We start from the raw sequence: 14217 nt of genomic DNA, 5'->3' as shown, positions 1-14217 counted from the left end.
TTGCGAACAGTCTTCCGAACTGTTTTTGTGAGAATGTGGCCCCGTGGCTCAACTGGATAGAGCAGCCCCCTCCTAAGGGGCAGGTTGTAGGTTCGAATCCTACCGGGGTCACCATTATTTCCCTTTTATCACAATTGGTTGTGGAAGAAAACCCTTTGAGCAACCACGTGCTCTACTACTACCGTAGACCGATGCAGATCCCCACCAAGTCGTTCAAAATTGGCTCTGTGCATGCCACGCATAGTAAGGTGATTTTTCTGTTCTGCGGGTGTCTATCTTTACCCTCTAACCTCATTGCCAGGATGTTCAATTCTCGAGTCAAACGCGGTCGAATTGAGCTGGGTGTTTAGACGCATTTGTACCGGGCTTGCTTGCCAAGCGAGATGGGCAACGCGCGCATAGATTAGCAACCGAGCAGTTGAAGGATGGAGGCAACACAAATCTCTTCCGGGAGTAACTGAAGGAACTCCGATATCGCTCAGCCTCGAATTCCCTTGGGGGCAGCAAGAGTTTTGGGGGGACCAGTCTGTTTATATCTGGTCGCGCGGTTCGCTTGCGCCGCAGCCTTTAGAAAGCGCATTTTTAGCGCTTTCGTATTGGGCTCACCAAAGACTGGATGCAGGTGATGACATCGACGAAATACTTAGGCTGGTTCTTTCTGGGAACGAGTGCGTGGCGGCAATCGGTGTTGCAGCTTCCATTGTAATCGAAGCAACACATGTTTCTGAAGTTAGCCTTCCGATAGTGGCCAACTTCCGTGTTTGGGACATGGACATTTATCGCCAGGCGCAAGAGTTTGGCCGGAACCTAAATTTGTTGGGTATTGATCCGCTACACGGTCTTTCCGAGCGAGAACGAGACGAATTGAAGTACATTGATGATCGCGCGCACAAGTCAATGACACTGCGGAACGTCGCGCCGGCTGCGCTGTTTACACCAGAAGAAGTGTTACGGGAGGCATTCAAGTCAAAGTTAACGAATTTCGACAGTCACCTGCCGATCCATTTCGAAGAAGAACTCGATGATCAAAATTGCATGATGGAAGTCCGGCGCCGGGCGAGCGAATGGGCGCGTATGGCCGAAACCAGCAGCTACCAAATCGTCTCTGAACCCGAGGCGGACGGTAAAGCCGCGATCGCCTATGTTCCGCCTCAACCATCGACCGAAAAGGAAAAAGAAGAGCAAAAAGAAGCCCAGGCAAGGCTTGGCGAGTACAACGTTTTCCTATGGGCCAAAGCGCATTTGTGTGGCGATACACCCTCGGTTGACTTTGCCATGGAGGATGTCATTTCGTTCGCAAAAGAGCGCATCCGCAAGGACTCCTTCGAGAGACTGGATCGCGCAGGAGAAGGTATTCATCAAGCCTCATTGGCAGCAGCTGCGTCATTGATTCAACGAGAATCGGACGTGGACGAACACGTTAGGTGGGCTTGGGATCTGCTGGATGAAATTGATGACATTGCTCCCAATGAGTCGGAACGGTTTCATAGCAAAAATCAAATGGATCCCAGGCATTACTTGATCGCGGCGCTGGGAGACGTCCTGAGGAAAGAAAGTATCCCAGAAGTCCAGCTGGCAGCAGAGCGTCTCTTACATCTTGCCTGCATGGACGCCGAAGACATTTCTGAAATGGCATTTCTTGCGCTCTTTAATGCGGCAAAGGCGTATCCGAAGGCCGCTTGGGCAGGATGCATTTTGGCAAGCAATTTGGCCTGCTTGCCGGGGTCGGCTCGCTTTCGCATAGACGAAGCCGAGGCTAATGCAAATGTAGCTGCCCGCGATGATGCGCTAAGACAAAGTCGAGAGGTGCTAAGAGGAACCCGCGATGCGCAGTTGAAAAAGGTTCCGCCAGCTTGGGTCTTTGCAATCGATGAAGACCGATCTTTTGGTGCAACCAAAAAGATTGAGCACTGGAGACAACCCAACGTTCGATTTGATTGGGGTTTGGGGCAAAGAGTGTTCAGGAGATTTCCGATTGAAATATGGATGCAAGACGAAATGTTGTGTCCATTGGTCAAGTCGTATGTGCGACAGCTTGTGACTTGGATGAAAGACAGCCTTAACCCCTCGTGGATGGAAAAAAGTGATCGTCGGCGTCGCACGTCACATTATGGGGAGTTTCCTAAAGTTCTGGGCAGCCTGATTGCGCGTATTGCTCCGCATTTCACCCCAGATGAGTGGTACAAGGACTTTGTGAAACCCTTCGATTTTAAGGAGCACGATTCTGGAGACGCTGTCCTTGCGGAAATTATTAGTGGACACTGCTGTCGTCAGATATTGGACAACCCGACACTGACTAACGATGCTGTCGAGATACATCGAATATTCCTCGGTTGGTTGGCATCTCGCAGAGAGTTCCATCGGACGGGATACAGGGACGGTCATATTTATGGACACTATGTCCCGTACATCATCAAAGATCTATTGTTGGTTTCCGTAGAGAAAGCCTCCGAAAGCGCCCGCTTTGCCAATGGTGATTGGGAAGATCTCCATCGCCTTTCAGAAGGAGTTTCGAAGTTTATGGCCAAAGCTGGATGGGTTCCATTTGTAATGGAGCAATACCTCAAATTGTGCTCTCGGGCTGGAGCTTCCCAACCAATCGACGCATTTTGTGATGATATCCTCATCTCACTCAAGGTTGTCGCCAAACGTCCCGAGCTATGGGCTGGGACTGGTATCTTGGCGCAGATTTCTGCCCGAGTTCAATATTATGCTGAAGCAGCAGAGCCGTTGGCTCAAAACAACAAGCACAGATTACTACAAGTGTTAGACGGGCTGATTGACTTGGGTGATCGTCGCGCGGTTTCACTTGAACAGTCAGAGGTTTTTCGCAACTTACAAAAACTCCACTGATTAGGTTGTTTTGGCAAATGGCGTAGCCATGGGCGGATTGATGTGATGTCGACGAAGCCAAGGAAGCTCTCGGCTGTCTTGTCGTAGCGGGTGGCGAGCTGTCCACGTCTGCCTAGCCTCATAGTCTCGGTATTTTGGTAGGCAGATTAGCGATGTTGCGCGTTTCGGACCGGGCAAAAAACAAAGTCCGAAGTACTCAGAAAATGTGCAGTTTCCTCAGTGTGTTGTACATCACGAGTCACCGACAAGCCTTTTCAGATATCGACCATACTCATTTTTTTCGAACACTCTGGCGCGCTCTAAAAGTTGGTCCCGGTCGATCCACTTTTCGTAGAAGGCGATTTCTTCTAGGCATCCGACCTGTTGGCCCTGTCGTTCTGTGAGTGTGCGTACAAAGTTCCCGGCATCCAGCAGGCTTGTATGCGTACCTGTGTCGAGCCAGGCAAATCCACGTCCCATGCGTTCGACAGACAGCGTACCCTCGCTTAAATACATTGACAGAAGCGATGTGATCTCAAGTTCGCCACGGCAGGATGGTTTAACTTGCGCAGCTAGCTCCGGTGCTCTCCCGTCTAGAAAGTAAAGCCCTGTAACAACGTGGTTCGACGGTGGTACCTTTGGTTTTTCGATGATTTGTGTCACGCGCCCTTCCGCATCGAAATCGACAACGCCATAGCGCTCGGGGTCTGCGACCTGATATCCGAAAACCGTACCGCCGAAATTTTTTTGCGACGCGGTGCGCAACATATCGGTGAGCCCTTGCCCGAAAAAAATATTATCCCCTAAGACCAAGGCAGACGGGCTGCCGGCAAGGAAATCTTCGGCGAGGACGTACGCTTGTGCGAGGCCGTCAGGAGACGGCTGTACGAGCCACGTGAAGGACAAACCCCATTGACTTCCATCCCCCAACAGTCGCTTAAACAGTGGTTGATCTTCGGGCGTTGTGATGATGGCAATTTCCCGGATCTCCGCCAGCATTAACACAGACAGCGGGTAGTAGATCATCGGCTTGTCGTACAACGGCAGTAGCTGTTTTGAGACGCCCATTGTAATTGGATAAAGCCGAGTGCCAGAACCACCGGCGAGGACAATACCTTTTCTTTGCGTCATTTGTGCTTATCCATTTCGTTCAATTTTTTAATCAGAGTCTGTTCCAGTCGTATTGCGGAACGTGAAGCGCTAAAATAGCCCAAGGTGATTTCGTTGGTCGTTTGACCCGCTCTTCGCGCTGCAAGGTGCAGCGCCGAAGTCGTTCGCCTGGTCGCGTTCAAGCGCACAGGCAATCAAAAATTGTATTGCATCCGTTGCGAATTGATCTGAGTAACAAAAGGTTGGAGTTATCATTCCTGACACTCTCCTGCGGTGCCCTGACGTACACCAACACCATCACGCGACAGCAACGGGCGCCACCAGCTTTCGTTTTCGAGATACCACTGGACGGTGCGCTCCAACCCTTCGTCGATGGATACCGAGGGGCGCCAGGAAAGCTCATTGCGAATGCGTGTCGGATCAATCGAATAACGGGCATCGTGCCCAGGACGATCCGCGACAAAGGTTATGAGATCAGCATAGTCACCTTCGCTGCGGGGACGCAGCCGGTCAAGGATTTTGCAAATGGATTGAACAAGAGATAAATTACTTCGCTCGTTCTCACCACCGATGTTATAGCTGCGCCCGGTTTGGCCCTTTTCGATGACTAAAAGGAGCGCGTCGGCATGATCCTCCACATAGAGCCAATCGCGGATGTTTGAGCCATCCCCATAAACCGGCAGAGGTTCGCTGGCCAACGCTTTTAATACAACCAACGGGATAAGTTTTTCGGGGAATTGATAGGGACCGTAGTTGTTTGAGCAATTGGTGAGCACGATGGGCAAGCCAAACGTCTCGTGCCACGCCCGCACCAGATGGTCCGAACTTGCTTTGGACGCCGAGTAGGGGCTGCGCGGATCATAAGCTGTGTCCTCGGTGAACTGTACCAAAGGGTCGGCAGGCAGAGAGCCAAACACTTCGTCCGTTGATATGTGGTGAAAACGGAAGGTCTCGGGACTGCCCTTGGCGTACCAATAGCTGCGTGACGCCTCCAACATGTTGTATGTTCCGGTAATATTGGTCTCGATGAAGTCGCCGGGACCATCTATGGACCGGTCTACATGAGACTCGGCGGCCAAATGCATCACGACTTCGGGTTGATGGGCTGCAAATATTTGGTTCAGAATTTCTCGCTCTCGGATATCTGCATGTTCGAACGAGTAAAGCGGATCAGTCGCAACCGATGCGACGTTTTCCTGAGAGGCCGAATAGGTTAGCGCATCTAAATTGACCACCGAATGGCCTCGTTTAACAGCAAGCCGCACAACCGCTGATCCGATGAAACCGGAACCGCCTGTGACAAGGATCTTCATTGCACGTCTCCGTTAAACTCAGGTGCGCGTGTATTTGTCCATTTGATTGAAAGTCACAAGCCACAGTTAGATTCAGAAAGCCAGACAATAAGTTTTCCGGCGAATTCGCCAGTCTTCTTTTCCTGGCACGGGTGTCGCCGCCGTACTGCAACTACTATTGAGAGAATATCTTTGGCGCATATCGTGCGTTGAAGAAGTCGAATACCTAGATCATTCATAGTTGGCTCGCCCCAACAAACCCTGAAACAACTCGTGCCATTTCAGATACGTCTCAGCTTAGCTCGCGCCAAGCCTCAGAGGAATGACGAGCGAACACTCATGGAAGCCTTTCAAATTAATAAAAGTGTTCGTTTTCCACGCGGATCGCCGCTCTTATACAGGTCAATATTAATTATTGCGTTCACCATATTTGACTTCATGGCGTCACACTGGCGTCGGCGAGATCGGTAGTCGGAATACATGCCGCAGAGGATTAGGTTAGAGACAGAGTTATGCGCCAACTTGCTCGATACCAGAGAACAACTGCGTAACCCCAATCAGGGGTTTCTCAGGTCAAACGCAGCTTTCCAATAAGCCTGATCTCTTGCACGCATTCTATCTCTCTTGCTTTTGATCACACCTGCAGGAAGCTTTGGTGCAAGTACGATCCTGTCCATGTTGCCACCTGGAGAGTCGGAATGAGTAATATCCGCGAGCTGCTCAACTTCATGGTTCGTTGGATGCATGGCCATCTGCAAGAAAAACTCTGCCCATATCGGCGACGAGATCGTAGCGGGTGAAAAAATTTCGAGCAGGAAACGGTAGTCTTCAACAAACTTAATTACGCCAGCTTGAGCCTTTGCAGCCAAACGCTGGTGCTCTCGTTCCTGTTCACCCTGCGTCTCAAGCACCGGATTGATCTGGTCGCCTTCCTGTGCCAGATCGATGGTCGAGCCGTGATCCGCAGTCAGCACGAATTCCATCAACTCAACACCACCCGTCAGTAGCGCTGTGTTAAATTCTTCATATCGATCCGACGCATTCAACCAACCCTGCATGGGCAAGCCCAGATTCTGGTTGGGGTGCACGAAGTCCCTATGCAGGCTCACATAAAACCCTTCAACCCGCTGGTAAGCAGTTGGATCAGACAAAGAATGACTGAAACATCTTTGGAGATTGCCCACCCAACCAATATCTACCAAAGCCAAACGCTCGCTACCTTCGAGCGCTCGGTCATAGTAAGCGCCGAATCGGGTGCGCATCTCCACCGATTTTTTCAAAACATCGAAGTGAACCTCGTTCAAAAGCCCGAACACACTTTCGCGTTGCGATGGGTTCAGTGGTTCTTTGAAATCAGAAATGCCCTTTTCATTAAGCATTTCCTGATAATCTTGGGGGCTCAAATTCGCGGCAAGAAAGGCACGTTCGGCGTTTTGATCCGTCTTTCCACCGATGTAATTCCAAGCCCGCTCTGGATCCCAATCGCGTGCGCCGGTTTTGTAACCAGTTTTGCGTGACATATAAAAGTATTCGGTCTCAACACCCGGCATCGGCGAAACATCTCTGCACAGCTCGTAGAGATGCTTCATCAACCAACCGTCTCGTGCAACGAACAACGCGCGGTCGATTTCCTTTTCCTTAAATTGAGTCATCAGCCAGCAAACGTAGCCAAAAAGCATAGGACCCCAAACCTGATAACCGATACGTTCCAGTGGGTCCTCAGGTAAGCGTTGAGCGGCCTGGGGTAAAGAAAGCCCTTCAACAAGTGAGTAAATAAAGTCACCTGCGAATATGCTGCACCGTTCGGTAGGTACGTTATCAACCTTCGCCCAGGTTGCGTGGTGACCGTTTATTCCTGCCGCGCGCGCCTGTTTTACATCTGCATGACGATTATCACCGATATGTACCCAGCTTGAGTCCAGTGCCCACCCTTCCGCTTCAGCGACATGATTGTAAAGCGCCCCTGAGCCTTTAGAAACACGCACCTCACCGGAAACGTAAGTTGGGTGCGATTTGGCTTGTGTATACCCAAGTTCCAAAAGTCGATCTGTCAGCCATTCTGACGGAAGGTACATGTCGCTCAGGAAAGCAATTTTCTTCCCTTCAGATAGAGCCTGGGAATACAGTTTCAGCCCTTCTTGGGAAGCGTAGAAAACGCGCTGCTCGCTATCAAGCTCCAACGACTTTAGCCAATCAGCCACTTCTTGCGGCGCATCGTTGTCCTGCGCCCACTGCGCATAAATCTCGTCGAGTGTAATCTCACCTTCGCCGCCGTGCTGCCGGAAGCGGGCATCTCGTGCGTCGCGCTCGGCCTCCCAGCGCGACTTCGCAAAGCTATCCAGCAGGTCATGGTAGTAAAGGCTACGCTCATCTTCGAACGCGCGCATTCTCACCATTTCGAAGACATCAACTGGGGCTTTGGTAAGCCGGTGCAACAATGTATCGAAAATATCAAATGTAACGACACTGGATTTCGAAAGAAACCCTTGTTCCAGGCCCGAAATCGTCACTGTTTGTACCTCAGCGCTTTGCGTCGATAGTTCAAATCAGAGAGGACTTTTGCAAGCCCGGTTTTCTTCTTCTTCGTCACGCCAGGTGTTCGATTCGGAGGGTTGGAATCCGGTGCATAAGCCGGCCGCATCTCCATCTTGTCAAATTCGAGCCCCTGTTCACGCAAAAGTACAGATAGTTGCGAGTTTACGCCTTGCCCCTGCGTTGCGGCGCGAAGCCAGCGATTGCGAAGCAGAGTGTTATACATGAGGTGTTTGGACCGCCCGGCAATAACGGTATTTCCCAACGCTCCTGTGGCGTTTTGCCGGTGATGATAAAAGGCCAGTGCTTCGGGGTGGACCCAGACGTCATAGGCCATGCAGAAGCGCTGATGGAAATCCCAGTCGCCTAGAACTGGCAAAGTCTCATCGAACATTCCCAATTCTCTGCACACCTCAAGATCAAAAACGAACCCGATCGGCGGGAACTGGTTTTTGACCAGCATTCGGGACAAATCAATCAAGCCTTCCTGCAGTTCGTCCTTATCACCACGTTGCCATGGTTTGATATCCTCAATCCTGACGTTGTTTCCGACAACTGTCTCACGAACCCAATTGATACGCGTTGCAATTCCCCTGATCGTCGGCATCACCGTGTTCTGCTGCCTGAGAATACCTGTGGTCACCGCCAGCATATCCGGGGCCCAGCTGTCGTCGTCGTCGTGAATTACGGCAAGATCAGTACTCAATTGCACAAGACCCGCGTTGCTCGCCGCTTCCATCCCTTTGGAGGTCTCATGGTGCAAGACCTTCACTCTGCTGTCTTCACCGAAAATGGAAGAAACAAGCTCGTTCACCGGCTCAGGCGCACCGCCGTCGTTTACAACAACCAATTGCCAATGCGGATACGTTTGATTGGATACGCTTTCAAGCGCCCGCCGCAGCAAAACCGCGCGATCCTTCGTTCGGGTCACGATACCGACCGAACAATTGTTATCATAGCGTGAAGTCGGGCCTGTCGCAGGTTTCATTTTACGCTCTTTCTTAGGTGCGATAATTGCGAAATTATCTTGGAAAATTAAATTGATATCGGTTCGGGCCGAAAGGATATACCCTTGATCCGTCATGAATTTGATGATGGCGTCAGAGTTGCCCGCTACAAAATGGTCCGAAGGTTCGACTTGTACTACAACAGGGCGGCACCTGCTCCAATCCAGGTCCTGCAAGACCTGCAGGTCCATACCTTCGATGTCTATTGCCAGAAATACCGGTGGTTCGTCCTCAAAGTTCTGTTCAATAAGCCTGTCGACGCGCATTGCGGGGACAGTGCGAACATCGGCAATACCGACTTCGCCGCCCCGCCACTCTTCAACAAAACGCCGATGCAGAGAGCTCAATTCCGATTGATTTGAGACAAAGAAATCAATCGTTTCCACGTTATCCGGAGTGACGGCACAGTGAACTACTGTATCGTTTGGTCTTGCGTTTCGAAGCGTTTCGATAAGCTCATCATTGGCTTCAACAATGACACCGGTCATCCCATACCGGCGATTCAACAAAAACGTGGCGCTTGTCGCGAAGGGGTGATTTCCACCGATCTCAAGGTATTTCAGCGATTTCAGATCTGCATCGGCTCGGACCGCCCAAGCAGAAAGTAGTGAGTCTACAATCACATCCTCAGCCAGTTGACCGTATTGTTCGCACAGCGGAACCTCAATGTCCGGTTTGGGAACGCCTTCTTTTTGGATCAGTTCATCTAAGTAGGGGTTTGGATGCATTTATTAACTCCGCGGACGCGTCTGAACGGTCAACTCAGAGCAATCCCACCTATCAAATCTGATACTCAAACCATTGCTCAATTCGGGCCGTCTTTTCCGGCTTGCTGTGGCAATAGTCAACCCCTTTTGCCCTGCCGTCGGCATCATGAAGCTGATTGAGCATTGGCGCGCTCTGTTTTTCCGGCTTGTGTCGCTTTAGGCTTGCCGAGCGCAAACCACCGGCCTGATTCATCGGTCGAAACCTGAAACTCACTTAGAAATAGGTGAAGTTCACACCCCGTCACGTGTGCTGCCCCCGAGGGCAAGGGCCCATCTAAATGGCCTCTGAAACATCGTTTTGTCTATACCTGTTGCGAATAAGGGGCAGCAGAGCATACAATATATTTCCAACAAACCAAAAATTGTCGCTATCAACCCATTTGCCAAATTATAGACAAATTTCGCGGGCTTTTTGCCGCCGTTTGCAAGTGTGATTATTCTGTTAACAAGTGAGTACCCGCGTCGATTCAACGATCCACGGCATCGTTGAACCGCGGCGATGGTTTGAACGAGCAAGAATTGTAAGTCTCTTTTGGGGCCAAGTAGCAGAAGAAACGGAACGACAGTGGCTGTCTATACAAACGATCAGATCGCAAATTACCTCATCTATGAATCAGGCCAACCCGCAACCAAATGGGCAGTTTCTAACATTTCCTACAATTTGGATGGCGTTGCGCCCAATGCTCGGCATTTGGTGACAACCGCACTTGAGACTTGGTCAAGTGTCACGGGCTTGTACTTTTACCAGGCAAGTGTTTCGCCGCTGATCACCTTCGATGACAATTACGCCGGAGCTTATGCGAGTTACTCGTACTTCAGCTCACCGGGTGGCGGAGACCGTACGTTTCACCGAGCAAATGTGAATGTCAGCAAAGATTGGATCGCTGATTTCGGAACTGGATACGATAGTTATTCTTTTCAGACATACCTGCATGAAATCGGACATGCCATTGGGTTAAATCACGCTGGAGATTACAATGGGAATGCAACTTATGGCGTGCATAACCACTATGACAACGACAGCTGGCAAGCTACGGTCATGTCTTATTTCCATCAACAGGAAAACACCAGCGTGAATGCATCATTTGCGTTTGTTCTGACTCCGATGATTGCGGACATATTGGCGGTGTGGTCCCTTTACGGTGCACCGAACAACATCCGGACAGGCGACACAAAATATGGGTATGGATCTAACGCAGGCGGCGTGTACGACCAGATCACCAATTTCGGTGATAGGGTGACGTTCACCATCGTTGACGATGGCGGCGTCGACACCATCGACTTCTACTATGATAGATCCAATCAACGGGTTAATTTGAATGGAGAAACATACTCCGATGTCTTTGGCCTGACCGGCAATATGGCAATCATGCGTGGAACTGTTATCGAAAACTACATCGCTGGGCAGGGGCACGACACAGTATACGGTAACGATCAGAACAACTATATGCGCGGGAGCGGAGGAAACGACCGGCTCTTTGGTGAAACGGGCAATGACGCGTTGCACGGAGGTGACGGAAACGACCTTGTTGTGGGCGGATCGGGAAATGATGCGCTGTTCGGAGATGCGGGCGCTGATACTCTGGTCGGGAACGATGGCGCAGACTTTTTGCGGGGCTGGACTGGCACCGACACTCTTTGGGGCGATTCCGGAGACGACAGTTTACATGGCGGTCAGGGCAGGGATGTCCTACAGGGTGGCTCGGGTAATGACGCATTGTTCGGTGACGAAGGCGCCGACGTATTGGTTGGGGGCATCGGGAACGATTTTCTTCGTGGTTGGACCGGCGCAGATGAGTTGTGGGGCGAATCTGGTGACGACACGCTACACGGTGGTCAGGAAAACGATGTTCTCGTTGGCGGCGGGGGCAACGATGCCCTATTTGGCGATCACGGAGATGACACGGTCGTTGGTAGCGATGGAAATGACTGGCTCACCGGATGGGAGGGGTCGGATAAACTCTGGGGAGGTAACGACAGCGACACCTTGTTGGGTGAAACCGGAAACGATTTCCTACTTGGTGAAGCTGGCAACGATACGCTGATCGGTGGATTGGGTGATGACGAACTCACCGGCGGAGGTGACGAGGATACGTTCATTTTCCGGAGCAATCACGGAAACGACCGGATCAGGGACTTCTCATCTGATGCAGATATCATTCGGCTGGAAGGAATTGCCAAAAGCTTTGCAGAGCTTCAGATTACGTCTTCGCAGAACGGCGCCTTGATAGATACCGGCTCGGGAACGATTCAACTTGACGGAGTTTCGGCGTTGAGCCTGACTGCGGATGACTTCCAGTTTATCTAACGCATTGGACGCTACCCTAAATAAACAATGGCCTCCGAAGGCGTTGTCGTCACTCCATTGATCTCTTTGGCGTACAAGTCTTGGAAAACTGGTAAAGTCGGTTATTCGAGGGCTTGCAACATTCGTTGTAGTTATTTGATTGCTTTCCAAAGCCGTACGGCTGGTGAACCTTCTGCCACTAGATTTGCGCGGTTAACCGAAACAGATCAAAGTTCATTTTGGCGCGACCAATGAGTTTGCTCCGCACTTCCATTCAGCTGTCGAGGAGCAGATCGCTCCGCGTTTGCTAAGGAAAAACTACATCGAGCCAAAAGTTAGAAATGTTAGCAGGCAGTTGGCATCAGCTGTGGCATTTTTTGTTTGAATTGAATGCGGTGGCCACGATTGCGCAGAATCGGTCTTATCCCACGATCTTTTAGCTCACCTAATAGACAACGACCTAATTGACGACCCGCTCGATAGAGTTTTCCGGATTCAAGCCACGGTATTTTGGAGCACAGCCTTGAAGGGCTGCCTCAGTCAACAAGGCGGTGCGAGAGGCACTTAGGAAGGATCACAACACCAGGTTGGCACGAGAGACACAATCCCTACAACAGTAACCTTCAAACATGTTAATAGTAGTGAGCATCTTGGCGTCTACCTTGATTTCCTTCCGTTCAACGTTGTGCGTATAAGGACGAAGCGATCAGGCGGAATCCGATGCAAATGCGCGAAATGATAATTGTTCATCGCTCTGACGCGCTTCATGCCGAGATAAGGAACAAAAATGGAAATTGACAACAATTTTGTTCTGCACGCAAAGCACCCATTATCAAAAGTGTTTGTAGACCAATACTTGGACCAAAGTCGTTGTGCGAGCGAACGATCCCCCGCAACAGTCTCTGGTGAAGAACGCTACTTTGAAGAAATCGGAGCCACGGTCTTGGCACCATTTGTAACAGCATTTTGCGTTTGGCTTGCTGAATCCGCCAGTCGGCAGAACATCCGGGATTTGGCGTTTCTCGCGCGGGATGGGCAGTTCATCAAAAAGGTTTTCGATCTTTTGTATCCTCAAGGATGGTCCACAACATATGTTGCGGCCTCGCGGCGTATGACGACCCTGCCATTTACCCGGCTAGATCCAGAGACGATAGCCAACCATTTTCACCGGACGCTCGAAAACTCCAAATCAATTTCCGAGTTCTTTTCGAAGCTCAAATCATCCGACAGCATCCGGATGGACATGCGAGAGTTGGGTTTTGACCTTGACGCTAGCCTCGATCGAAAGTCGCGAAAGATTTTCCTTAAATATCTGTCAGAAAACGCTGAATCGTTGCGCCGAACCTTTGATCAAGAAGTACTCACAACAACCAGCTACTATGAGATGTGCTTTCCCGCTGACCAGAAAACTGGCTTAGTCGACTTAGGTTGGCGTGGCAGTTTGCAGTCTGCAATACTGGACTGTTTGGGTGATAGCCGCAAAGTCGTAGGTTTCTACTTTGGAACCAGCGAGGATGCGATAGAAATTCTTGAGCGCAAGAACTACGTGCATGAGGCATTCATATGCCGAAATGGATCGGACAAGTATCAAGCAGACATGTTGGACAGATACCGCGATTTAATCGAGTTTCTGTTTTCTGCGGATCACGGCAGCATTTACTCAGTCGCAGAGCGTTCTGAGGGATTTGTCTGGCAAAAGTACGATCTTTCCGCTTCCGAGCTTTCAAATGCTCAAATTGCTGGCCGCATTCAAAATGGTGCTTTTTGCGCCATCGAAACAGTTCTGAAAAGGAGTTCCATCAACGATGTTTCTGATTTGTGCAGAAGTTACGATGCCCAGGATGTTTGGAGCTATTTTCAGAACCCGACCAGACGAGACGGAATAAGATTTTCCAAAGTCCGGGTTTTTTCCGGAATAGGAGATAACGTTGGGGAGAGTTTGACTAGGATAGGTGAGGGGTGGTCCCATTATCGAAATCTAAAGCGAAGCAACTGGCCCGAAGCGTACTCTACTATGCTCGGTAGATTGTCACGCATTTGGGTGAATGTAATTCGAAAAAGCAAGAACCTGCCCGAGATCTGACAAAACGTGCACGATCAACCGTAGATCTGCAGTTGCTAAGGTTCGGGCGGGCTTACGATCAGAGAAAGTTTCACTCCAAAAGAACTCGGAAATACCCCAACGCTTTAGCGTCGGGACCCATTGATTTCCGTTTTGCGGCGTGATTCACGGTTCAAAAACGAGCGGTGAACATGTCTGATCTCTTCTGGCTTGCGGATGCGCAAATGGCGCGTCTGTAGCCCTTCTTCCCGAAGCCCCACGGCAAGCCGCGCGTCGATGACAGGCGTGTGGTGAGCGGGATTATCTTCATCAATCGCAATGGTTTGCG

At 50.6% G+C, this 14217-nt stretch carries 8 protein-coding genes, 1 tRNA gene and 2 pseudogenes; 5 read left to right on the top strand and 6 right to left on the bottom strand.

Annotated features, from left to right (window positions below; all coding sequences use genetic code 11):
- The first annotated feature begins 37 nt into the window (after positions 1-37).
- Both ACR0J0_RS16630 and ACR0J0_RS16625 read left to right on the top strand, forming a co-directional pair.
- Positions 38-114: transfer RNA gene (locus ACR0J0_RS16630), tRNA-Arg, on the top strand.
- A 558-nt stretch (positions 115-672) separates the two neighbouring features.
- Complete coding sequence (locus tag ACR0J0_RS16625) at positions 673-2853, top strand: hypothetical protein (RefSeq protein WP_480665261.1); 2181 nt, start codon at positions 673-675, stop codon at positions 2851-2853.
- A 14-nt stretch (positions 2854-2867) separates the two neighbouring features.
- Here the strand turns inward: ACR0J0_RS16625 and ACR0J0_RS16620 are convergent.
- The 6 genes and pseudogenes from ACR0J0_RS16620 to ACR0J0_RS16595 all read right to left on the bottom strand — a co-directional run.
- Positions 2868-2954 (bottom strand): annotated as a pseudogene (locus ACR0J0_RS16620) (IS5/IS1182 family transposase); the annotation flags it as partial.
- 130 nt (positions 2955-3084) lie between these two features.
- A complete protein-coding gene (gene rfbA / locus ACR0J0_RS16615) occupies positions 3085-3963 on the bottom strand; it encodes a glucose-1-phosphate thymidylyltransferase RfbA (protein ID WP_480665260.1) in 879 nt (292 codons plus the stop codon).
- Positions 3964-4193: 230 nt separating this feature from the next.
- Positions 4194-5255: a dTDP-glucose 4,6-dehydratase gene (rfbB, locus tag ACR0J0_RS16610; protein ID WP_480665259.1), complete on the bottom strand. Its 1062-nt coding sequence runs from the start codon at positions 5253-5255 to the stop codon at positions 4194-4196.
- A gap of 536 nt (positions 5256-5791) precedes the next feature.
- A complete protein-coding gene (locus tag ACR0J0_RS16605; RefSeq protein ID WP_480665258.1) occupies positions 5792-7744 on the bottom strand; it encodes an HAD family hydrolase in 1953 nt (650 codons plus the stop codon).
- A complete protein-coding gene (locus tag ACR0J0_RS16600) occupies positions 7741-9501 on the bottom strand; it encodes an FkbM family methyltransferase (protein ID WP_480665257.1) in 1761 nt (586 codons plus the stop codon). Before ACR0J0_RS16600 ends, ACR0J0_RS16605 begins: the two co-directional genes overlap by 4 nt.
- A 52-nt stretch (positions 9502-9553) precedes the next feature.
- Entirely contained in the window at positions 9554-9733 is a 180-nt protein-coding gene (locus ACR0J0_RS16595) for a hypothetical protein (RefSeq protein WP_480665256.1), read from the bottom strand.
- Positions 9734-10105: 372 nt separating this feature from the next.
- Between ACR0J0_RS16595 and ACR0J0_RS16590 the strand changes: the two genes are divergently transcribed.
- The 3 genes and pseudogenes from ACR0J0_RS16590 to ACR0J0_RS16580 all read left to right on the top strand — a co-directional run.
- On the top strand, positions 10106-11848 hold the full coding sequence (locus ACR0J0_RS16590) for a M10 family metallopeptidase (RefSeq protein WP_480665255.1): 1743 nt from the start codon (positions 10106-10108) through the stop codon (positions 11846-11848).
- A 766-nt stretch (positions 11849-12614) separates the two neighbouring features.
- Complete coding sequence (locus tag ACR0J0_RS16585; protein ID WP_480665254.1) at positions 12615-13910, top strand: hypothetical protein; 1296 nt, start codon at positions 12615-12617, stop codon at positions 13908-13910.
- 170 nt (positions 13911-14080) lie between these two features.
- Positions 14081-14217: pseudogene (locus ACR0J0_RS16580) on the top strand (transposase); the annotation flags it as partial.

It is taken from the genome of Ruegeria sp. BF12, assembly GCF_056538705.1.
Note: the sequence above shows the minus strand (reverse complement) of the source record. Positions and strands in the feature narration are given on the sequence as shown.

Excerpts from the sequence above, each read along its gene's own strand:
- rfbB (WP_480665259.1), bottom strand. The coding sequence starts at position 5,255 with ATGAAGATCCTTGTCACAGGCGGTTCCGGTTTCATCGGATCAGCGGTT.
- ACR0J0_RS16600 (WP_480665257.1), bottom strand. The coding sequence starts at position 9,501 with ATGCATCCAAACCCCTACTTAGATGAACTGATCCAAAAAGAAGGCGTT.
- rfbA (WP_480665260.1), bottom strand. The coding sequence starts at position 3,963 with ATGACGCAAAGAAAAGGTATTGTCCTCGCCGGTGGTTCTGGCACTCGG.
- ACR0J0_RS16595 (WP_480665256.1), bottom strand. The coding sequence starts at position 9,733 with ATGAATCAGGCCGGTGGTTTGCGCTCGGCAAGCCTAAAGCGACACAAG.
- ACR0J0_RS16585 (WP_480665254.1), top strand. The coding sequence starts at position 12,615 with ATGGAAATTGACAACAATTTTGTTCTGCACGCAAAGCACCCATTATCA.